The organism is Nonomuraea sp. NPDC050643 (assembly GCF_040654715.1).
In the GTDB taxonomy this organism is placed as follows: Bacteria; Actinomycetota; Actinomycetes; order Streptosporangiales; family Streptosporangiaceae; genus Nonomuraea.
Genome location: NZ_JBFAIM010000002.1, coordinates 267,228 through 288,103, shown reverse-complemented (window position 1 = coordinate 288,103; position 20,876 = coordinate 267,228). Strand labels below are relative to the sequence as shown.

The 20,876-nt window shown below is 70.1% G+C and carries 24 protein-coding genes; 15 read left to right on the top strand and 9 right to left on the bottom strand.

Translation table 11 applies throughout. The features are described from left to right. Positions 1-4 precede the first annotated feature (4 nt). Complete coding sequence (locus AB0I15_RS03600; RefSeq protein ID WP_358089513.1) at positions 5-775, top strand: SDR family NAD(P)-dependent oxidoreductase; 771 nt, start codon at positions 5-7, stop codon at positions 773-775. On the opposite strand, the gene AB0I15_RS03595 is transcribed toward AB0I15_RS03600, so the two are convergent. Next, entirely contained in the window at positions 764-1,240 is a 477-nt protein-coding gene (locus AB0I15_RS03595; protein ID WP_358089510.1) for a CAP domain-containing protein, read from the bottom strand. The genes AB0I15_RS03600 and AB0I15_RS03595 overlap by 12 nt on opposite strands. A 184-nt stretch (positions 1,241-1,424) precedes the next feature. Between AB0I15_RS03595 and AB0I15_RS03590 the strand changes: the two genes are divergently transcribed. After that, a complete protein-coding gene (locus tag AB0I15_RS03590; protein WP_358089507.1) occupies positions 1,425-2,210 on the top strand; it encodes an alpha/beta fold hydrolase in 786 nt (261 codons plus the stop codon). Here the strand turns inward: AB0I15_RS03590 and AB0I15_RS03585 are convergent. From AB0I15_RS03585 to mce, 3 genes are all read right to left on the bottom strand, one after another. Beyond that, the gene (locus tag AB0I15_RS03585) at positions 2,207-3,358 is read right to left on the bottom strand and encodes an AI-2E family transporter (protein ID WP_358089504.1); all 1,152 of its coding nucleotides are present in this window, start codon (positions 3,356-3,358) and stop codon (positions 2,207-2,209) included. The genes AB0I15_RS03590 and AB0I15_RS03585 overlap by 4 nt on opposite strands. 154 nt (positions 3,359-3,512) lie before the next feature. Next, positions 3,513-4,793, bottom strand: a complete 1,281-nt coding sequence (locus tag AB0I15_RS03580; RefSeq protein ID WP_358089502.1) for a DivIVA domain-containing protein — start codon at positions 4,791-4,793, stop codon at positions 3,513-3,515. Positions 4,794-4,975: 182 nt separating this feature from the next. Next, positions 4,976-5,410, bottom strand: coding sequence for a methylmalonyl-CoA epimerase (gene mce / locus AB0I15_RS03575; protein ID WP_358089499.1), 435 nt, complete (start codon positions 5,408-5,410; stop codon positions 4,976-4,978). Positions 5,411-5,494: 84 nt separating this feature from the next. On the opposite strand from mce, the gene AB0I15_RS03570 reads away from it, so the two are divergent. After that, positions 5,495-6,682, top strand: coding sequence for an acetyl-CoA C-acetyltransferase (locus tag AB0I15_RS03570; RefSeq protein ID WP_358089497.1), 1,188 nt, complete (start codon positions 5,495-5,497; stop codon positions 6,680-6,682). A gap of 334 nt (positions 6,683-7,016) precedes the next feature. Beyond that, positions 7,017-7,154 (top strand): hypothetical protein, encoded by a 138-nt coding sequence (locus AB0I15_RS03565; RefSeq protein ID WP_358089494.1) that lies wholly within the window; start codon positions 7,017-7,019, stop codon positions 7,152-7,154. 171 nt (positions 7,155-7,325) lie between these two features. Here the strand turns inward: AB0I15_RS03565 and AB0I15_RS03560 are convergent, their stop codons facing one another. Beyond that, positions 7,326-7,766, bottom strand: a complete 441-nt coding sequence (locus AB0I15_RS03560) for a hypothetical protein (protein WP_358089492.1) — start codon at positions 7,764-7,766, stop codon at positions 7,326-7,328. Between the two features lie 143 nt (positions 7,767-7,909). On the opposite strand from AB0I15_RS03560, the gene AB0I15_RS03555 reads away from it, so the two are divergent. Genes AB0I15_RS03555 through AB0I15_RS03540 form a run of 4 tightly spaced genes read left to right on the top strand, consistent with a single transcriptional unit; the run spans position 7,910 to position 10,312 of the window. After that, the gene (locus AB0I15_RS03555; RefSeq protein WP_358089489.1) at positions 7,910-8,395 is read left to right on the top strand and encodes a MarR family transcriptional regulator; all 486 of its coding nucleotides are present in this window, start codon (positions 7,910-7,912) and stop codon (positions 8,393-8,395) included. A 9-nt stretch (positions 8,396-8,404) separates the two neighbouring features. Then, on the top strand, positions 8,405-9,628 hold the full coding sequence (locus AB0I15_RS03550; RefSeq protein WP_358089486.1) for an epoxide hydrolase: 1,224 nt from the start codon (positions 8,405-8,407) through the stop codon (positions 9,626-9,628). 43 nt (positions 9,629-9,671) lie between these two features. Further along, entirely contained in the window at positions 9,672-10,100 is a 429-nt protein-coding gene (locus AB0I15_RS03545) for a hypothetical protein (RefSeq protein ID WP_358089483.1), read from the top strand. Next, complete coding sequence (locus AB0I15_RS03540) at positions 10,094-10,312, top strand: helix-turn-helix transcriptional regulator (protein WP_358089480.1); 219 nt, start codon at positions 10,094-10,096, stop codon at positions 10,310-10,312. Before AB0I15_RS03545 ends, AB0I15_RS03540 begins: the two co-directional genes overlap by 7 nt. Before the next feature lie 195 nt (positions 10,313-10,507). Here AB0I15_RS03540 and AB0I15_RS03535 read toward each other — a convergent pair whose 3' ends face one another. Next, positions 10,508-10,660 carry a hypothetical protein gene (locus AB0I15_RS03535; RefSeq protein ID WP_358089477.1) on the bottom strand — a complete coding sequence of 51 codons (153 nt, stop codon included), beginning with the start codon at positions 10,658-10,660 and terminating at the stop codon, positions 10,508-10,510. Between the two features lie 253 nt (positions 10,661-10,913). On the opposite strand from AB0I15_RS03535, the gene AB0I15_RS03530 reads away from it, so the two are divergent. Together AB0I15_RS03530 and AB0I15_RS03525 are read left to right on the top strand one after the other, a co-directional pair. Then, positions 10,914-11,789: a hypothetical protein gene (locus AB0I15_RS03530; RefSeq protein WP_358089474.1), complete on the top strand. Its 876-nt coding sequence runs from the start codon at positions 10,914-10,916 to the stop codon at positions 11,787-11,789. 53 nt (positions 11,790-11,842) lie between these two features. Beyond that, complete coding sequence (locus tag AB0I15_RS03525) at positions 11,843-12,358, top strand: hypothetical protein (RefSeq protein ID WP_358089471.1); 516 nt, start codon at positions 11,843-11,845, stop codon at positions 12,356-12,358. Positions 12,359-12,448: 90 nt separating this feature from the next. On the opposite strand, the gene AB0I15_RS03520 is transcribed toward AB0I15_RS03525, so the two are convergent. After that, on the bottom strand, positions 12,449-13,120 hold the full coding sequence (locus tag AB0I15_RS03520) for a DUF4230 domain-containing protein (RefSeq protein WP_358089468.1): 672 nt from the start codon (positions 13,118-13,120) through the stop codon (positions 12,449-12,451). A gap of 28 nt (positions 13,121-13,148) precedes the next feature. Then, entirely contained in the window at positions 13,149-14,843 is a 1,695-nt protein-coding gene (locus AB0I15_RS03515) for a hypothetical protein (RefSeq protein ID WP_358089465.1), read from the bottom strand. A 229-nt stretch (positions 14,844-15,072) separates the two neighbouring features. Here AB0I15_RS03515 and AB0I15_RS03510 point away from each other — a divergent pair, with 229 nt between their 5' ends. The 5 genes from AB0I15_RS03510 to AB0I15_RS03490 all read left to right on the top strand — a co-directional run bounded on the left by AB0I15_RS03510 (position 15,073) and on the right by AB0I15_RS03490 (position 20,242). Next, positions 15,073-15,624, top strand: coding sequence for a MarR family transcriptional regulator (locus AB0I15_RS03510; RefSeq protein ID WP_358089463.1), 552 nt, complete (start codon positions 15,073-15,075; stop codon positions 15,622-15,624). After that, positions 15,608-16,546, top strand: a complete 939-nt coding sequence (locus AB0I15_RS03505; RefSeq protein ID WP_358089460.1) for a tetratricopeptide repeat protein — start codon at positions 15,608-15,610, stop codon at positions 16,544-16,546. The genes AB0I15_RS03510 and AB0I15_RS03505 overlap by 17 nt, the downstream gene beginning before the upstream one ends. A 9-nt stretch (positions 16,547-16,555) precedes the next feature. Next, complete coding sequence (locus AB0I15_RS03500; RefSeq protein ID WP_358089457.1) at positions 16,556-17,185, top strand: cytidylate kinase-like family protein; 630 nt, start codon at positions 16,556-16,558, stop codon at positions 17,183-17,185. A gap of 56 nt (positions 17,186-17,241) precedes the next feature. After that, complete coding sequence (locus AB0I15_RS03495; protein ID WP_358089454.1) at positions 17,242-18,651, top strand: NAD-dependent malic enzyme; 1,410 nt, start codon at positions 17,242-17,244, stop codon at positions 18,649-18,651. Positions 18,652-19,219: 568 nt separating this feature from the next. Beyond that, a complete protein-coding gene (locus AB0I15_RS03490) occupies positions 19,220-20,242 on the top strand; it encodes a helix-turn-helix domain-containing protein (protein WP_358089452.1) in 1,023 nt (340 codons plus the stop codon). A gap of 109 nt (positions 20,243-20,351) precedes the next feature. On the opposite strand, the gene AB0I15_RS03485 is transcribed toward AB0I15_RS03490, so the two are convergent. Continuing rightward, positions 20,352-20,852: a hypothetical protein gene (locus tag AB0I15_RS03485; protein WP_358089450.1), complete on the bottom strand. Its 501-nt coding sequence runs from the start codon at positions 20,850-20,852 to the stop codon at positions 20,352-20,354. Between the last annotated feature and the right edge of the window lie 24 nt (positions 20,853-20,876).

The window sequence follows — 20,876 nt, the reverse complement described above, 5'->3', positions numbered from 1 at the left end:
CGGCGTGAGCGCGTTCGATCTCAGCGGGAAGCAGGCCCTGGTCACCGGGGCGTCGAAGGGGATCGGGCGGGCCATCGCGCTCGCGTACGCCGCGGCGGGGGCCGACGTGGCGCTGGTGTCCCGGTCGGCCGAGACGCTGGCCGAGGTGGGCAAGGAGGTCGAGGCCCTGGGGCGGCGCGCCGTCGTCATCCCCGCCGACCTTGCCGACCGCGAGGCCGCGGCGGGCGTCGTGAAGGCGGCGATCGACGGGCTCGGGCACCTCGACATCGTGGTCAACAACGCCGGCGGCTCGAACTTCATGGTCGAGTTCAAGGACCTGCGGCTGTCCGGATGGGACAAGCTGATGCGGCTCAACCTCGACTCCGCCATGGCCGTCTGCCACACGGTCGCCCCGCACCTGTTGGGCCGCGGCGGGGGCGTGGTCATCAACGTGGCTTCGGTGGCCGCGCTCGGCGCGCCCCTGCTCGCGCCCTACGCCGCCGCCAAGGCCGGGCTGGTGGCGCTGACCAAGACGCTGGCCGTGGAGTGGGCCCGCTCGGGGGTGCGGGTCAACGCCCTGTGCCCCGGCTGGACGGCCACCGGCCTCAACCGCAACCTCTGGGACGACGCGAGCGGCGGCGCGGCCACGATCGCCGGCGTGCCCATGCGGCGGTGGGGGACGGCGGAGGAGATGGCCCAACCGGCCGTGTTCCTGGCCAGCCCGGCGTCGGCGTACATGACGGGGCAGGTGCTCTTCGTCGACGGTGGCGTCACGGCCATCGCGTCAGGGACGTGACACGTTCTTCTCGTGCTCGCCCTGGATGTCGCCCAGAGGCTCGAACACGAACACGATGTACGTCTCGTACGCCTCCGGGCCCTGTCCCGCCACGCGGGCGGCGCCCATCCTCGTGGTGCTCCTCCAGACGAGCCGGCTGAAGTGGCCGGGGCGCGGGTCGTCCCAGTCGTAGGCCGCGGACTCGGCGTACCAGGAGGCCACCGCCTCGGCGGCGTCGCTCATGTCGTCGCCCGCGCGCCAGTACAGGTTCTCGCCCGTCCCCGCGCGCAACCCGTGGTGGCCGGCGCGCAGGCCCTCGTGCTCCGAGAGGGCGGCGGCCCGCGCCTTGGCGTAGTCGACCAGCAGCGCGTCCATGGCCAGGGGCGGCGCGTGGTGCTCGGCCCTGCGGGCGTTCGCCTCATCCAGCGCCTGGAGGAGAAAGGCGCCGTTGGTGGCGTCGGGGAGCGCGGGGCGGGTTCCTGCCATCAGGGTCACCTCGTGGCATGGTCGGTTTGCCTGGATTGTGCGCGTGAATTATTCGGCGGGCAATGTCAGATTTATGGTGGACATTGATGGAGTGCGGCTTTTAGCGAACTAGTCAGGGCTCTCCAGAGATATAGGCATACGACATTGAGTGATTGTCGCCGTGAACCGGGCTACCGTGTGGTCCGTGCAGCTCTACACGAGATTCGCCGGGACCGGGATCCCGGTTGTGCTGCTTCACGCGTTCCCACTGTCGTCGGCCATGTGGCTGGCCCAGCGGGAAGGGCTGGCCCGGGTCTGCCGCGTCATCACGCCTGACCTGCGCGGCTTCGGCGGGTCGCGGCTGGGCGAGGACGAGCCGTCGCTCGACCTGATGGCCGACGACGTCGCCAGGCTGCTCGACGAGGAGGGCATAGACCGGGCGGTGATCGGCGGGCTGTCGATGGGCGGCTACGTGACCATGGCGTTCTGCCGTCGGCACGCCGACCGCGTGCTCGGCGTGATCCTGGCCGACACGAAGGCCAGTCCGGATCCGCCCCCGGCGAGGGACAACAGGGAACGCATCGCCCAGGCCGTCCTGGCCGGCGGCAGCGAGGTGCTGGTCAGCGAGGTGCTTCCGGCGCTCATCGGGCCCACCACCAAGGAGCGGCGGGCCATGGTGTTCGGACGGGTCAAGGGGCTGGTGCAGTCCGCGCCGCCGGGCGCCGTCGCCTGGGCGCAGCGGGCCATGGCCGCGCGCCCCGACTCCTTCGACACGCTCAGCGCCCTGAAGGCGCCGCTGCTGATCGTCGTGGGGGAGGAGGACGAGCTCTCACCGCCCGCCGACGCCGAGGCCATGGCACGCGCGGTGCCGGAGGGCAAGCTGGAGATCATCCCCAAGGCCGGCCACCTGAGCGCGGTCGAGCAGCCGGAGGCGTTCAACACGGCCGTGATCGAATTCCTGCGGACCGAGCTCGGCGGCGGCCGGAGCTAGGCCCCGTCCTGGCGGGGCAGCACCACCTCGCGGATGATCAGCGAGATCGCCGCCGCCACCGGGATGGCCAGCAGGGCGCCGACGATGCCGAGCAGGGCGCCGCCGAACAGCGCGGCGATCACCGTCACGGCCGGTGTCACGTCGACCGAGCGCTTCATCACCCTCGGGTAGATGAGGTAGTTCTCCACCTGCTGGTAGACCAGGAAGAAGATCAGGCAGGCGATGCCGGCGGGCACCGACTGCAGCAGCGCCACACAGGTCACCAGCGCTGCTCCGATCGTGGCGCCGACCAGCGGGATCAGGTCCGTCAGGGCCACGACGAGGGCGAGCGCGAGCGCGTACTGGACGCCGGCGATCGACAGGAAGATCCAGGTCAGCATGCCCGCGATCACCGAGATCAGCACGTTGCCCGCGACGTAGCCGCCGATCCCGGACAGGATCTGCTCGGAGATCGCGCCCGTCCGTGTCCGGCGCGAGGCCGGTACGAGCTTGAGCAGATAGTCCTTGATCGTGTGCAGCGAGCCGAGGAAGTAGAGCATGAGCACCAGCAGCGTCACCGTGGTGAACACGCCGTTCAGCACCACCAGCCCCGCGCCCATGATCCCGGTGGCCAGCGACGGCCCCAGCGTGCTCGTCACGAACGCCTTGATCTGCGGCAGGATCTGGTAGTCGGCGTCGAGCTGGCGCAGCGTCGCATTGTTGCTCAGCTCGGTGAAGTAGCCCGGCACGGCGTTGATGAACTCACTGAGCTGCTGGCTGACCGGCGGCACCACGGCCACCCCGAACAGCACGAACGCCACGATGACCCCGGTGAACACGATCGCGATCGCGCCCCGCCTGGCCAGGCCGCGGCGCTGTAAGGCCTCGACGGCCGGGTTGAGCCCGACGGCCAGGAACATGGCCACCACGACCAGGACGATCGTGCTCAGCGACTTGACGACCATCTGCGCGATCGCGATCGCCGTCAGCACACCCAGCCCGCCGACCAGCCCGAACAGGAACGGCCCGCGCGCCAGCGGCTTGCCCGGCAACCCGTACGGCTGCGCGGCCTGCCCGATGGGGTCGTCATCCTGGGCCCTGTCCCGCGGGGGCGCGGGCTCGGCCCTGGGTGGCTCCTCGACCTTGGCAGGCTCGACTTCTGCGGACAAGGGGGACTCCTGAGGGCTTCGCGACCGAGCATGACGGACCGGCGCCGGTCCGTACACGCCTGACAACAAAGAGAGAGCCTAGCGACCATCCGATCGCCAGGCTCTCTCCAGCCGTCTATTCAGCCCCCGTGTGCCCGATAAACGGTCGTCTCGGCTACTCCTGCCACCACTCGGCGTCGTCTTCCGACTTGCTCTCGGCCTTGGCCGCGGGCGTCGGGGCCGGAGCCGGCGGCTCCGCCGCGAGCGCCGGCTTCGGCGGGGCCGCGGTGACCGCGGGCTCCGGCTCCATGCCCGGCAGGGCGGCGCCGCCGAGCAGCTGACGCAGCTGGGCGAGGTGGCTGGTGATGCTGTCGCGCTGGCGGGTGAGCTCGTCGACCTGGCGCTGCATCGCCGTACGCGTGCGCTCGGCGTCGTTCTTCGCCTCGGTGACGATCGTGTCGGCGCTCGACTTGGCCTCGGCCACGATGGTCTCGGAGCTCTTGCGGGCGTTCGCGACGAGCTGCTTGGCGTGCAGATCGGCCTCGCGGCGCGTCTGGTCGGCCTGCTGGGTCGCCTTCGTGGCCCTCGACTCGGCCGTGGCGGCGCGCTGCTCGGCCTCGGCGACCAGCTTCTGCGTGGCGGCCTGCGCGGTGGCGTGGCGCTCGGCCTCCTGGCGCTCGGCCTCCTCGCGGCGGGAGGCGAGCTGGATCTCGAACTCGGCCTCGTCCTGCGCCCGCTTGGCCTCCGACTCCTCCAGCACGCGCTGAGCCTGCGCGCGCATCTCGTCGGCCTGCCGCTTGGCGGTGGTCAGCACCTCGTCGCGCTCGCGCTTGGTCGAGGCCCGGAGCTGGGCGACCTCGCGCTCGGTGGTGGTGCGGAGCTTGGCGATCTCCCGCTCGGCGTCGGCCCGCTTCTCCGCGACCTCGTGGTCGGCCGTGGCGCGCAGCTTGGCGGCCTCGCGCTCGGTCGTGTTGGTCAGCTCGTCGGACTCGCGGCGCGCGGTCGAGCGGATGTCCTCGGCGTCCCGCTCCGCCGACGTGCGCATCTCGTCGCTCTCGCGCGTGGCCTGGGCGCGCTTCTCGGCGGCCTCGGCCTCGGCGGCGGCCCGCAGATCGGCGGCCTCGACCTTGGCGGCGGCCTTGATCTCGTTGGCCTCGGACCTGGCGGCCTGGACGAGCTCGGTCGCCTGCTCCTCGGCCAGGCGCAGGAGCTGCTCGATGCGAGCGCCCAGACCGGAGTAGGTGGGACGCTCCTGCTCCTGTAGCTGGCGCTGCGAGTCGGACAAATCGCGCTGCAGGCCGGAGGCCTGTTCGCGGGCCTGGCGTAGCTCCTGATCGAGTTGCTTGAGGTGATCGTGGACCTGATGCCGGTCGTAACCACGGAGCACCACGTCGAACTCGCGAGCTGGGGCGTCCTCGAAGAAGTTGTTGAGCTGGGCGTCGATGTCGGACTGCATGGAGGCTCGATCCTGGGTTGTCGAGACGGCTACACGGGCCGGACGGGGGGTTCGGGGCATCCGAGCCAGGAGCCTGTGCCTCGCGGCAGGCCCCTTGTCCGGTGGAAGGTCAAGCGTACTCCGCCGGTGCCCCCTGCGAAGCCCCGTCCACGTTTCTGCGTGACTAGTTACATATGAACGTTTTATCCGTTTTGTGATGGTTTGGCCGATTGGACCAATTCCGTCAACATGCCACCCACATCTTTGGGGTGCAGGAATGCGATCTGCGAGCCCATCGACCCGTGCCGGGGCCGCTCGTCCAGCAGTCTCACTCCCTTCTCGCCGATCGTGGCCATCGCGTCGGCGACGTCGGGCACGCCGAATGCCACATGATGAACACCCTCGCCCCGCTTAGCCAGGAATTTTCCCACAGGGGAGTCTTCCGAGAGGGGTTCGAGTAGCTGAATGTAGGAGCCCCCACCTTCACCGTCGGCGATATGCAGCATGGCCTCTTTGACGCCCTGCTCCTCGTTCACCTCGCGGGCCACGACCGTCAGGTCGAACGTGCGCGAGAAGAGCTCGATCTTCTCTTCGAGGTCGCGGCAGGCGATCCCGATGTGGTCGATGCGCATGAACATGTGTGCCCTACCTCCATGGCGATCGTCGTCCTACTCGTGGGTATGGTGTCAAAGAACCCGACGCGAGCACAGGAGGCCTTCGTCATGTCCAGTTCCGTCATCGTGGCCGGAGCTCGCACCCCCATCGGCAAGCTCCTCGGCGCCCTGTCCGGGCTGCCCGCCGTCGAGCTCGGGGGCATCGCGATCAAGGCCGCCCTCGACCGCGCGGGTGTCGCCCCCGAGGCCGTCCAGTACGTGATCATGGGCCAGGTCCTCCAGGCGGGCGCCGGCCAGATCCCCTCCCGCCAGGCCGCCGTCAAGGCCGGCATCCCGATGACCGTCCCCTCGATCACCATCAACAAGGTGTGCCTGTCGGGCCTCGACGCCATCGCCCTGGCCGACCAGCTCATCAGGGCCGGCGAGTTCGACATCGTGGTGGCCGGCGGCATGGAGTCGATGACCAACGCCCCCCACCTGCTGCCCGGCCTGCGCAAGGGCGTCAAGTACGGCGGCGCCGACGTGGTCGACTCGATGGCCCACGACGGCCTGTTCTGCGCGTTCGACCAGTGCGCGATGGGGGAGTCCACCGAACGCTACAACGCCCGGCTGGGCATCGGCCGCGAGGAGCAAGACTCCGTGTCGGCCCGCTCCCACCAGCTCGCCGCCGCCGCCACCAAGAACGGCCTGTTCGACGACGAGATCGTCCCGGTGGAGATCCCGCAGCGGCGCGGCGAGCCGGTGATCGTCAAGGAGGACGAGGGCGTACGCGGTGACACGACGCCCGAGACCCTCGCCAAGCTCCGCCCGGCCTTCGCCGCCGACGGCACGATCACGGCCGGCTCGGCCTCCCAGATCTCCGACGGCGCCTGCGCCGTGGTGGTCATGTCGAAGGCGAAGGCCGAGGAACTGGGCCTCGCGTGGCTGGCGGAGATCGGCCGCCACGGCAACGTGGCCGGGCCCGACACGTCCCTGCAGTCGCAGCCCGCCAACGCCATCAAGCAGGCGCTGACCAAGCAGGGCGTCACGGCCGCCGACCTGGACCTGGTGGAGATCAACGAGGCCTTCGCCAGCGTGGTCCTGCAGTCGGCCAAGGAACTGGGCGTCCCCCTCGACAAGGTCAACGTCAACGGCGGCGGCATCGCCCTGGGGCACCCGATCGGCGCGTCGGGCGCGCGAATCGTCCTGACGCTGGCGTACGAGCTGAAGCGCAGGGGCGGCGGCCTGGGCGCGGCCGGCCTGTGCGGCGGAGGCGGCCAAGGCGACGCCCTCCTCATCACCGTCCCCAAGCCCTGAAACGCAAGACCTCGCAACGGGGGGCGCTGCGCGCCCCGAATCTCTGGGTGAGGGGGCTTCCAGCCCTCTCACGCTCCCCCGAGCGCCGGCCGGCGTCGGCGCTGTGAGTCGGGTGGCCCAGCGTGGAGAGCTGCGAGGCGTCCCATGGAGCGAGTCGAACACCGGACCGACCGGTCGCGTCCAAGGCGAACAACCCCCTACCAGCCTGCGGGACGGTCACCGTGGACGGCACGGGACACATCCTGATGCGGTGCCGGTGCGACACCGGCCAGTGGGCGCCGCTCACGGACAAGATGAGGCCGGCGCGCGGGAGACCGGCGTCACATGGAGCCCGGTGGGCATTCTGGGCATCGATTCCGACCCCGGGCGCATCGTGGCCTGCACGGGCGAGGAGATCCGGCAGGAGCCCGAGGTGATGCTGATGACCCGCACGGTCGGAGACCGGCGACGTCCGCTGGGTGGAGCCGGGTGACCTTCACGCGCCGGACATCCACCCCACGCGAGGCGGCAGGCCGGGGACCACCTGGAGCACGCCTGTCCTCCCGCCGATTGACGTGAGTGGGCGCACCGACCGCACGCATGGCGTCGACCGGCTCGTTACACCGTCATGCCGGCACGGGCGGTCCCGTGTTCGGATGTGACGCTACTTCTCGTTGATCGTCTGATCGCCGCCGGCCTGGTAGATGCGCGCCTGCCCCGACGCCTCAGCGCGCATCTGCACGTTCGTCGCCCCATCCCCGGTGGAGACCACCCCGGTGTTGTCCCCGCCGATGGCCACCGACCGGGTCCCCGGTGCCGACACGTTCGGCTGGGCCGAACCCGAACCCGAACCCGAACCCGGGCCGGGGCTGGGGCCGGGGTCCGTACCCGCAGCCTCGGGCGATCGGCCGCCGCGCAGGCCGTAGATCGCCACCGCCAGCCCCACCAGTGCGACGAACACCCCGATCACGCTGGCCACTTTGTCGGCGTCCTCCAGCCCCACCCGCGTGAAGTAGACGCCCAGCCCCACCATGGCCGCCACCGCGGCCACGGCCCCGCTCCACACCAGCACCCGCTTGCGCATACCGGCATCATCAACCTTCATCACCCGATCACACAACGTGATCCCCCAAGAGGCGGCCGTGGCCGAGCGGCGGACAGCGGCGAACATGCCGGCCGCTCGTCTCACGCGGGTCCCTCGGCGGAATGAATTAGGGATTTATATAAATTCCTAATACACTTTCCGGCGTGTCCACCGAGTTGAGCGTCGCCGAGCTGGTCTCCGTGCTGGAGGACTTCACGCGGATGCACATCCGCCTGCCCAAGGCGCAGCGATTGAGCTTCACGACGTTGTCCGTGCTCCACACCCTGGAGGGCGGCGGCCCCATGCGGCTCACCGAGCTGACCGCCAGCGAGCAGGTCACCCAGCCGGCCATCACGCAGATCGTCACGAGCCTGGAGCGCGACGGGCTGGTGGAGCGCCGGCCGGATCCGTCCGACGGCCGGGCCGTGCTCGTGCACGTCACGGAGGCCGGGGCCGCGATCGTGAACGGGCGGCGCGCCGAGCGGGTGGCGCACCTGGCCGCGCTCGCGGACGGGCTCACACCGGACGAGCGGGCGGCCGTCGCGGCGGCGGTGCCCGCCCTGGCGCGCCTGGTCGAGCTCAACCGGGAGCTCAACCGGCAGAAAGACCTCAACGGGCAGAAGGACGTCAACCGGCAGAGCCGGGAGTAGGAGATGGCGATGAGTCAGGGTTTCCCTTTGGAGCCGGAGCCGATCCACGTACCCGATGACGTGCTCGACGACCTGCGGCAGCGGCTGGAGCTGACGCGGTGGCCGCAGGACGTGGGCAACGAGGACTGGCGCTACGGCGTGAACGGCGCGTACCTGCGGGAGCTCGTCGACTACTGGCGCACCGGCTACGACTGGCGCAAGGCCGAGGCCGCGATCAACGCCTACGAGCACTACCGCGTCGAGGTCGAGGGCGTGCCGGTGCACTTCATGCGCAAGCCGGGCGTCGGTCCCCGCCCGACGCCGCTGATCCTGACCCATGGCTGGCCGTGGACGTTCTGGCACTGGTCCAAGGTCGTCGACCCCCTCGCCGACCCGGCCGCGTACGGCGGCGACCCGGCGGAGGCGTTCGACGTGATCGTCCCCTCCTTCCCCGGGTTCGGGTTCTCGGCGCCGCTGACCGGTCGCCCCGACATGAACTTCTGGAAGGTCGCCGACCTCTGGCACGTGCTCATGACCCGGACCCTCGGCCACGCCAAGTACGCCGCCGCCGGTTGCGACGTCGGAGCGATGGTCACGGGGCAACTCGGGCACAAGTACGCCGACGAGCTGCACGGCATCCACATCGGCTCCGGCCAGATGCTCACCCTCTTCAACGGCGACCGGGCCTGGGACCTCAGCGGCGGCCGGCCCATCCCCGACGGCCTGCCCGCCGACGTGCACGCCCGGGTCGTCGCCCTGGAGAGGCGCTTCGCCGTCCACCTCGCCGCGCACATGCTGGCCCCGAGCACGCTCGCGTACGGCCTGTCCGACTCGCCAGCCGGGATGCTCGCCTGGATCCTCGAGCGATGGGTCACCTGGAGCGACAACGGCGGCGACATCGAGACCGTCTTCACCAAGGACGACCTGCTCACGCACGCCATGATCTTCTGGGCGGGCAACACGATCGGCAGTTCCATCCGCACCTACGCCAACAACAACCGCTACCCCTGGACCCCCTCCCACGACCGCCGGCCGCCCATCGAGGCCCCCACCGGCATCACCTTCGTGGGCCACGAGAACCCGCCCGGCGTCAGCACCGCCCAGCGCGTGGACCACTTCGTCGCCAGTGACCGCGCCGCCTGGTACAACCATGTCAACCTCACCGCCCACGACCGAGGCGGCCACTTCATCCCGTGGGAGATCCCGGACGCGTGGGTGGACGATCTGCGGCGCACATTCCGAGGGCGTGTGTAAAAAATTGTAGACATCATGTCCAAAGTGCTTTACATTCGAGAGCATGGCACCCGAAGAGAAACGCGCCTGGGTCATGGTCGTGGTCTCGGTCATCGCGTACGCGGTCTACGCCGCGATCATCCTCGGCCGGGCCGGTGACGTCCCGCTCACCGAGGTGCCCTACGCGGCGACCCTGCTGTGGACCATCGGCGCATCGATCGTGGCCGGGATCGTGCTGAACATCGCGGTCACCGTCGTCCGGCCTGACCAGGCCGGCAAGAAGGACCAGCGAGACAGGCAGATCAACCGGTACGGCGAGTACACCGGCCAGTGGTTCCTCGTCGCGGGCGGCGTGGCCGCGCTGGCCATGGCGCTGGCCGAGCTGGACCATTTCTGGATCGCCAACGTGCTCTTCCTGGCGTTCGTCCTGTCGTCCGTACTGGGCTCCATACTGAAGATCATCGCCTACCGCAGGGGTCTGCCGACGTGGTGAAGTCGACCAAGGTCACGAACTCCATCCGCGCCCTGCGGTTCGCGCACGGCGAGATGACCCAGGCGGAGCTGGCCGACCGCGTCGGCGTGACGAGACAGACGGTCATCGCCATCGAACAGGGCCGTTACTCGCCCTCGCTGGAGATGGCGTTCCAGATCGCCAGGGTGTTCCGGGTGCCGCTCGACGCCGTCTTCCAGTACCCGGACGACTAAGGCGGCACCTCGTGAAGGACGCGTAGGGCGACTCTGGCGCGGACAGCGCGATGCCCCGGCCCAACCAGGAATGGACCGGGGCTTCGTCACGCCATGCTCGAGCCCGCCCAGGATGCGGACCCCGAGCGACCGCCCCCTAAGGGGGCATCTCAGCCCGGCCGCGAGGGAGGTTGCGGCCGGGCTGCTTGTGGACGGTCATGACGCGAGGAACCTGGCGAAGACCGAGCGGTTGCGGCGCTCGCCCCGCTTGCTCCGCTGCGCCTCACGTACGCGCCGCTGCTCGGCGGCGGCCTGCCGCAACTCTGAGGCGTGGTGCTGCATGACGCTGTATTCGAGTTCGGCGTTCATCCGAATGCTCCTTTGAGTGTGTCGTTGTTCCCTGCACTCTCAAGACTCGGCCTAAGGCCCCGTCCGGCACATCGGGCGTATGCCTTATCTCCGGGCGTAAGCACAGCTAGGGAGTCCCTAAGGAGGGCGCACGAGGTACCTAGGGCGCTGGTGAAGAACCCCGGCGGGGGATTGTCCAGAGTGACGAAAGGGGGCTGCCGGACAACCGCACGGCCGCCGAAGCTGAGGTCACCGACGTCAGCGAGGGGGAACAGTGCCGCGTCCGATCGCCACCCTGTGCACGGCCCTGGCCTGTGCGTCCCTGGTCGCCTGCGCCCCCGCCCCGGCGGCGGCGGAGCTGACCGGGGCCGAACGGTCGGAGCTTGAGCGCGCCGAAGGGCTGCTCGTCCAGCGGTGCATGGCGCGGCAGGGCTTCCGCTACTGGCCGGCGCCGCCGCTGACCGCCGACGAGCGCCGGGGCTCCGGTTACGTGCTGAGCGACCCTGGCTGGGCCCGCGAACACGGCTACGGCGGACGCCTGGCGCGCAGGGCCGCCGCCGCGAAGAAGGACGACCCCAACCTCCCCTACTTCGCCGGCCTCTCCGAGGAGCGGCGGGCCCGCTACAACGCGGCGTTCGAGGGCGAGCGGGACGTCCTGCGGCTGACGGCCGGGCTTCCGTCGGGCGGGACGATCAGCGGCACGTTCGGCGGCTGCACCGGTGAGGCCAAACGGTTGCTGTTCGGCGACCTCGGTACGTGGTTCCGCGCCGGCAAGATCGCCATGAACCTGATGCCCCTCTACGTGCCCGACCTCCTGGCCGATCGGCGCTTCGTCGCCGCGCAGCGGGACTGGTCGCGGTGCATGGCACGGCAGGGGCACTCCTACGCCGACCCGCCGGAGATCCGCCAGGCGCTCGCGCGGCTCACCGACGGCATGGACGCGACGCGGGCCCACGCCGTCGAAGTACGCCTGGCCGTCGCCGAGGCCACCTGCGCCCGGCAGACCTCGTTCGCGGACCTCGCCCGCTCCCTGGAACGCCGGTACCGCGAGCGGGCGGCCCGCCCGTACGCCCGCGAGCTGGCCGACCTCGGCCACCTCGAACGCGAGGCGCTCGAGCGCGCCAGGCGAACCCTCAGCTCCGGGGCCTGACCGGCCTCGGCGATCCACCCCGTTTTCCGCGAATTTCCACGAAGGAGTTCACCATGCGTACGATCACGGCCACCGGCCTGACCATCACCGCCCTCGCGGTCTCACTGTCCGCGGCCCCCGCCGCCGCGGCGGACCCCGTCGGCGTCCAGGCGACGCGCTGTCAGCAGGAGTGGGACGCGGTGCAGGCCCCGGGCCACCGGGACGGCAAGGTCCGCATCTGGCAGGACGCCTTCTGCACGAACGCCCTGGGCCACGACGAGAACGACGACCGCGACTGGGGCGACGGCACCGGCGACATCAAGAAGGCCACCAACAAGGTCTCGTCGGTGATGAACAACGGCACGCTGGGCGGATATGACGTGGTCGCCTTCTACGACTACACCGCCTACGACTGGCGCTACGGCTACACCTGCCTCAAGCCGGGCGAGTACTACGCCGACGACCTGTCCAACAACAAGTTCAGCGAGCGGACCGTGGGAGAGCACGCGGGCAAGGCGTTCAGCGCGAACGACGCCATCTCCTCGCACAAATGGGTGACCGAGGCCGACTGCACCACCTTCGTCGACTGAGGACATTCACTGAAAACATTCACTGAGGACGTCCACTGAGGACCCCCCGCCGGGACGGCACGCCGGCCGTCCCGGCGGATCCGCACGGGATCAGGGCTCGTCGGTGAACTTCACCGTGACCTTCTTGAAGCCGAGCGACTTGAGCATGCCCGACAGCATGGCCTTGGTGTTGGTGTCGGCCCGGGTGCGCAGGTCGCTCGCGACGGCGGCCTCGGTGATCTTCCTCTCGGCCAGGAGATAGAGCTCCCGCTGGTCGCCCGGCGAACCCGACAGGAAGTCGCTCACCCGGTCGAACAGGCCGCGCTGCTGCGCGTAGACGTAGGAGCGGCTGTTGTCCAGGTTCGGCTTCTCGAGCTGGGCGTGCGGCAGGCGGATGGTCGCCTCGGTACGGTCCTCCGAGACCGTCACCCCGTTCGTCGCCATGGCGGAGAAGTCGACGTAGGCGTCGACCCCGCCGGCCCCGACGAACAGCGTGCGGGTGCCCTTGATCGCGTCGGGCAGGAAGTTGGCGTCCTTCTCTAAGTCCACCACGACCTGGAAGTTCCCCGTCGCCGCCTCGAACCGGCTCAGGTCCTTGATGGACTGCAGCAGCACCGGCTGGCTGCGGTCGATGGTCTGCTCGCCCAGCGGGTTGAGCCAGGTCCAGGCCAGGCGGCCGCCCACCACGAGCAGGACCGCCAGGACCAGGAGGCCCGCCACATATCGCCACCTGCGGCGCCGCCCGGGGATGGCCTCGGGCAGCGTCGTTCGGGAAGTCGTCATGCGAGCATGACTACCCGGTGAGCGATCATCATTGCCAGCCGTTTGGTGACATCTTCGGTCCCCAGCCGCCGTCCTGCCCGGCCTGCCCGTCCTGGGCGGGCGCGTCGGAGGCGGGCTCACCCGACTCCGACCTCGTCGCCGTCTTGGTGACAGGTGCCTCTTGCGCCACCGCGGGCGGCGTCGCCTGCGGTGGCGCCTCGTCCGCCGCCGCCGCGGGAGAGGCGTCCGGCACGTCGGCCGACACCGTGCCGATCACGGGCCAGCTCGTGCCCGACGTGTCGGGCGTCCAGCCGGCCTCCGGCCCGTCGGGAGCCCACCCGGCGGCGGGCTCGTCAGGAGCCCAGCCCGCCGGGGGAGTGCCCGGCGCCGACCCCGACCCCGGCGTGGCGGGCGCCGAGTTGCCCACCGACGTGCCGGTGGGATCCGGGTACACCGGATAGGCGTGGCCCGACTCGGACGTCGCCCGCGAGGACGGCGCCACCTGCGCGTGCCCCGGCCCGCCGCCGAAGTGCGTGCTCGACAGCCGGCAGCCCTGGAAGTCGCTGTAGAACATGCGCAGCCACTCCCTCCGCTGGTGCTCGCTCAGCGCCGAGAACCACGACGTCGCGTACTGGTGCTCGGGCAGCGGCGCGCCCGGCAGCGGCTCGCCGCGCAGCCACGCCACCACGATCTGCCGGTAACCCTCCGCGACCGCGCTGGAGCAGCGCGGGGCCAGCGCCTCGATGTACTCGTACGCCGCCTCCTCCGCGTAGCCCGCCGACAGATCCGGTACGTGCACCGGCGCCAGCCCGTTCGCCGGCTGCAGCCTGTCGTCGAGCGGCCGCTGCTCCACCCGCGTGAACGCGGCCGGCGTGCCCGCCAGCCGGGAGGCGATCTGCGTGAACGCCGCCCCCAGCTCGGTCAGCCCCGCCCGCATGCCCGGATGCACGCACACCGTGATCGGCCACTCCTGGCAGCTGTAGGCGATGTCCTCGGCCGCGGCCGGCTTCGGCTGGGTCAGCACCCTGGACACGCCCATCCCGGCCGCCAGCACCGCCAGCAGCGCGCACGCCAGGACCAGGGCCTGCCTGGTCACCAGCGCCGCCCAGCCGAGCAGCAGCGCCGCCGTGATGCCGAGCAGCCAGATCGTCTGGTCGAAGAACGGCGCCCCGCTCAGCCCCTGGAACAGGTCGTACGGCTCCCCGGTGCCCGGCGCCAGCTTGTCGGCCCACCCGCGGTCGTCGGCCAGCCACGAGAACACCCCGTAGCAGGCCAGCCCCGCCAGCGGCGGCGTGAACGGCTTGGGCAGCACCCAGCCGGCCACCCACCCGATCACCGAGTAGAGCGCCAGCCCCGCCATCCCCATGCCCAGACCCGACAGACTCAGCCGGCCCGCCTGGTCGGTGAGCACGGTCTTGACCGCCAGCACCAGCACCGTGGCCCCGAACGAGCCCAGGACCACCACCACGATCGCCAGCGGCGCCTTGAGCGCCCGCCAGGTCGTGAGCGACCGGCCGCGCAGCGCCCGGCGTTTGCGCAGCGCCACCCAGGCGGCGAAGGCCGCGGCGACGGGCCCGGTCAGCCGGAGCGAGCCGATGACCGCGGCCACGATGTTCTCCCACGCGTCCACGCCGGGTATCAGGACGTTCCACGCCGCGACCAGGCCGACAGCCAGGAGCACGGCGACCGTGACGGCCGCGCTCTGCTTCAGCTCTTCTCGTGAAACGCCCGCGTGCTCACGCACCCTTGTCCCCGTTGACGTTCATCAAGCACCCCCCGTGCCCCTTGGCAAGGCGGAAACGATGGGTCCAGGCCGGTTCCCCGCGGCTGGTGGACTTGGTTTCCGCGTCACCATGCGTACGAGAACCATAACTGAGCGTGATGATTGATGTCCGGACTCTTGGTCAAGCGGAGACACCTGTCGCAGAGAGTAATCAGACGAACCGGGACGACCGGCGCGCTACCGTAGCGCTGTGTCACAGCCCAAGCCGCTCAACCTGCCGTTCGACCCCATCGACCGCGCCGCGGAGAGCTGGCGTGCTCACTTCGGGCCGTCCTCCGCCATGGCCGCCGTCACCTCGATCATGAGGGCACATCAGATCCTGCTGTCGCAACTTGACTCGCTCCTTAAGCCATATGACTTGACCTTTGCCAGGTACGAGGCTTTGGTCCTGTTGACCTTCAGCAAGACGGGCGCGCTGCCGCTGTCGAAGATCGGCGAACGGCTCATGGTTCATCCCACCAGCGTCACGAACACGGTGGACAGGCTGGAGAAGTCCGGGTTCGTCTGCCGCCTGCCCAACCCCCGAGACGGGCGCGGCGTGCTCGCCGAGATCACCGACGCCGGCCGGGACGTCGTCCGGCGCGCCACCGGCGACCTCATGACCGCAGAATTCGGCCTCACCATGTACGCCGAAGACGAACTCCAAGGCATGTTCGACCAGTTGCGCACCCTTCGCGTGGCCGCGGGTGACTTCTCGGTCTCGTCCATGCGGCAAGATGAAGGGCATGGCGGACTTCTCTAGGCCCGGGTCACTCTACGGAGCTGTCGACCTGGGCGCGCGCAAGCAGGCACTGGAGGCGCAAGCCCGGCGGGAGGCGACAGGTCCCCAGGCGGCCTCGTCGGCGTCGGTCGTCGACGTCAACGAGGAGACCTTCACGACCGACGTCATCGATCGGTCCATGACCGTGCCCGTCATCCTCGACCTCTGGTCGCCCCGGGCACCGGGCAGCGCACAGCTCAGCCCGGTGCTGGAGAAGGTCGTGGGCGAGCTGGGCGGCAGGGCCGTCCTGGCCAAGGTCAACGTCGACGCCAGCCCGCAGATCGCCCAGGCGCTGCGCGTGCAGGCCGTGCCGACCGTGCTGGCGATCTTCCAGGGCCAGGCCGTCACCGGCTTCCAGCAGGTGCTGCCCGAGCAGGAGGTGCACCGCTGGCTCGACGAGCTGATGGGCGCCGTCGAGCAGTTCTACCAGGCCAACCCCGGTGCCCGGCCCCCGGCGGAGCCCGGCGAGCCCGAGGCTCCCGCGGGCCCGCCCGCCGACCCCGACCTGGTGGCGGCCGAGGAGGCCATCAACGACGGCGATCTCGACGCGGCGGCGGCGGCCTACGAACGGCTGCTGGCCCGCTCGCCGGGCGACGAGGACGCCAAGATGGGGCTCGCGGGCGTCGGCCTGATCAAGCGCACGGCCGAGGTCGACCCCGCCGACGTGCAGCGCCGCCTCCAGGACCCGGCAGACCTCGACGCCCAGTTGCTCGCCGCCGACCTGGAGATGCTGTCGGGCTCGGTCGACCAGGCGTTCGACCGGGTCATCGGCGTGGTCAAGCGCACCTCGGGCGACGACAAGGAGAAGGCCAGGCGTCATCTGCTCGGCCTGTTCGAGGCGTTGCCCGCAGACGATCCATCTTTGGTCAAAGCACGTAGAGCTTTGGCGAGCGCGCTGTTCTAACCTGGGCATATGCGGGTCGTCACAATTTCGGCGACGTACGGCACGGCCGGCAGCCAAATCGGCCCGGCCGTGGCCGAGCGGCTTGGCGTGCCCTTCGTCGACCGAGCCATCCCCAGCGCCGTGGCCCAGGAGCTGGGCTGCACGCTGGAAGAGGCGCTGGCCCACGACGACCGGGCCGAACACGGCCTCGGCAGGCTCCTGTCAGGGGCGATGCGGCTGCCGACGGTCACGTTCGGGGGCGTGGACATGTATGTGCCGGGAGCCATGCCCCACGCGCCCGAGGAGTTCGTCCGGCGCACCGAACGCATGCTCAAGGAGATGGCCCGCAACCAGGGCGGCGTGTTCCTGGGCCGGGCGGGCGCCATGGTCCTGGCCGACCACCCGGGGGCGCTGCACGTCCGCCTCGACGCCCCGATCAAGCGCCGCGTCCGGCAGACGGCCACGCTGGGCGAGCTGAGCGAGCGCGAGGCCCGCCACATCATCGAGGACAACGACCGCGCCCGGACCGCCTACGTCCGCCACTTCTACCGGACCGACCCGACCGACCCCTGCCAATACCACCTGGTCATCGACAGCACCTCGATCCCGGTCCCCACATGCGTCGAGCTGATCGTCCAGGCGGCCGAGGCACGCGATTGACCAAATGCCCCCTAACATGGGAGGACTTCTTGGTCAGTCCCGAAGGAGCGATTGACGTGGCGACCGTCCCGAGTGTCTCGTACTCCATCACCGTGCGGCTTGAGGTGCCCGCTGGCGGCAAGGCCGTCAGCCAGCTCACCCACGCCGTAGAGTCGGCCGGGGGCGTCGTGACCGCCCTCGACGTGACCAACGCGGGCCATGAGAAGCTCCGCATCGACGTCACGTGTGCCGCCCGGGACACCGACCACGCCCAGGCCATCGTCGACCAGCTCGAGGTCGTCGAGGGTGTCGTCATCCACAAGGTGTCCGACCGCACGTTCCTCATGCACCTCGGCGGCAAGATCGAGATGAAGTCGAAGGTGCCGCTGCGCAACCGTGACGAGCTGTCGATGGCCTACACGCCGGGCGTGGCCCGTGTGTCGCTGGCGATCGCGCGCAACAAGGAAGACGCGCGGCGCCTGACCATCAAGCGCAACACCGTGGCCGTCGTCACCGACGGCTCGGCCGTGCTGGGCCTGGGCAACATCGGGCCGGAGGCGGCGCTGCCGGTCATGGAGGGCAAGGCGGCGCTGTTCAAACGGTTCGCGGGCATCGACGCCTGGCCGATCTGCCTGGACACGCAGGACGTGGACGAGATCGTGCGCACCGTGCAGGTGATCGCGCCGGGCTTCGGCGGGATCAACCTGGAGGACATCGGCGCGCCGCGCTGCTTCGAGGTGGAGCGGCGGCTGCGCGAGCTGCTCGACATCCCGGTCTTCCACGACGACCAGCACGGCACCGCGATCTGCGTGCTGGCGGCGCTGAAGAACGCGCTGCGGGTGGTGAACAAGGGCATCGAGAATGTCAAGATCACCATGGCGGGCGCGGGTGCGGCGGGCAACGCCGTGCTGCGGCTGCTGCTGGCGGCGGGCGCGCGCAACGTGATCGTGTGCGACTACCTGGGCGCCGTGCACAAGGGCCGCGACGACCTCGACGAGTCGCTGCAGTGGATCGCCGACCACACCAACATCGAGGGCTACTCCGGCGACCTGCGAGGCGCGGTCAAGGACGCCGACGTCTTCGTGGGGGTGTCCGCGCCGGGCATCCTGACCGCCGACGACATCGCGACGATGGCCGCGGACGCGGTGGTGTTCGCCCTGGCCAACCCGGAGCCCGAGGTGTCGCCCGACGAGGCCGCCCAGCACGCCGCCGTGGTGGCGACGGGCCGCTCCGACTACCCCAACCAGATCAACAACGTGCTGGCCTTCCCGGGCGTCTTCCGGGGGCTGCTCGACGCGCAGGCCGGCGGGGTGACGCAGGAGATGCTCCTGGCCGCCGCCGACGCGCTGGCCGCCGTGGTCACGCCGGAGGAGCTGGGCCCCAACTACATCGTGCCCAGCGTCTTCCACCCCGACGTGGCGACCGCCGTCGCCGCCGCCGTCCGCGAGGCCGCCGGCGGCCGCGCACGCGGCTTCACCGAGGCATAGTCCCGCTGGCGGCGTCCTTCGCGGCGTCTTTCGCAGAGCGTCTTTTCACAGAGCGTCTTTTACGGCGAAGCCGACGGCACACCACCCGCCGACCGGGGTTGAGGGCCTCCAGGGTGACGCCGTCTGACCCGCACGTGGCGGGCCGCCGTCACGGCGCTGGGTGGGCCGGCTAAGTGGTGATGTGTGGGCCGCTCGCCCCCGGGGTCTCGTGACCGGGGGCGAGCGGCCCACACGTCGTTCGGCGGCATCCTGTCGAGGGGGAGGTGAGCGGGCGGGTTACCACCCCACCGCTCTCACCTCCCGCAAGCTGACAGCTCGGCATGCTCGGCAAGGAGGCGGGAGACATCAGCCCTTCCACCGGACCCTACCTCAGGGCACACAGTTCGAAAGGGGCGGGTGGAAAATCATCATCCCGAATGGAAGTTCTTTCCGCCGGGCCGGGTGATTTCCTGCTCCGCGAATTCTGTCCGTGGGGTGCTTTGCCCGCTCTCGGCGCAGGTCAAGGCAATCTTTCTCCGTCACCGTGTGACAATTCACCGATTATTGGCGCGCATCGCCCTTTGCCTCTATGTTCATCCTGTCAAGCCCCAGAAAGCGTAAAAAGCTCGGCAAAGAGGCAAAAGGAAGAAGTCGGTCCCTAGGAGAAAGCGAGACCGCCGATGCGAAACTCATTCACGACCACCGTCCCGTACACGTTCCACGGTTCCTAGGCGATGCCATGGATCCGCTTCCTCCCCAGCGTCCGGGCCAGGTCAGCTTCTGGCGCCGGCTGTCCGAACTGGAGCGCCAGGCGCTCAAGCGCGTGGGAACCCAGCGTTCCGTCTTCGCCGGTGACACGGTGGCCGTGCACGATGAGCCGGGAATCACCGTCATCATGGCGGACTCCTGGGTCCGCCTGCAGGCGGGAAACGCGCGCACCAGTCGCAGCGTCATCGACATGGCCGCGCCGGGCGACCTCGTCAGCGCCCTGCACTCCACCCATCCGGCGAGTCCTGAATGGCTCGGGGAAATGGCCGACATTCATGGGGTCGCGCTGAGGAGAGGAACGCTCCTCGACGTCACCGGAGACATGATTCCGATCGTTCTCGGCGACCTGCCGCACATCAGCGCCCTCATCCGGCGAATACAGAACGACCAACTGCACTTCATCAGCCAGATGCAGGCGGTAAGGCGGCTCACGATGGACACGCGACTGGCGCGGCTGCTGCTCAACCTGCTCCACCGGTTCGGCGAGCAGTCGGTGGGCGGTCGCAACGTTCTCGCGCCCCGGCTGTCCCAAGCGGATCTGGCGGCGTGGATCGGGGTCAGCGAGACCTCCATCGGACGGATCCTGCGGCAGTGGTGCGGCGACGGTCTCGTGAGCACGGGCTACTCGTCGATCTCGATCGCGGACCCCAAGGCCCTGCGCGGCATCGCGAACTCCGCGGCCATGCCCTACGCCAGATTCCCCACCACGAGAAAACGGCGAGAACCGGTGGGCTCCGGCCGGGCACAGGCGGGCGCGCCGCCTCGCGTGGCCGCCGGGGTGGATCTCGTCACCGACCTCCCGCCAGGAATCCAGGTCCAGGACCGTAAAGGCCGGTCCAGGTAGTCAGGTAGCCGTTCCGCGGCGCGGGCGAGCCGAGCGCAGACCGCTCGCCCGCCTCGGCGACCGGCGCCTACGGCACTGCGGACGGCGTTTTCGGTACGGCGGATGACGTTTACGGGACTGCGGGCGTGGTGAGGGCCGGCATCACGCGGTAGCTCTCCTGGAAGACCAGGTTGTGGGCGTCGCCTGCGGCGATCACACGCAGCGTGTCGAGCTGGCCCGCCGCGTCCGCCTCGTCGAAGACGTTCAGCGGCCAGTCCCCGACGGTGTTGCCCCGCAGGTGCGGATGGTGGAAGTCACGGCCGTAATGGGCGACCACGGCGATCGGCTGGAGGCCGCATCTCCGCTGCTCCGGCCACGTCAGCGACCACATGGCGTTGAGCCCGCCCTCGTGCGACCGGGTGACCCCGCTGGCCACCACCTCGCCGGTGCCCAGCAGCAGGTCGGCGTTGGCCTCGTCGAGGACCGTGCGCGCCACCGGGTCGAGGAACTGGACCGCCCGGGCGAACACGCGCTCCTTGTCCTCCCTGGAGACGGCCCGGCCGTGGTCCCCGTCGCGCAGGTCGCGGAAGTGGCGAAGCAGGGCTTCGTTGATCGGAGTTGGAGTGTGCATGCCTACCACCTGCCCAGATGAGGG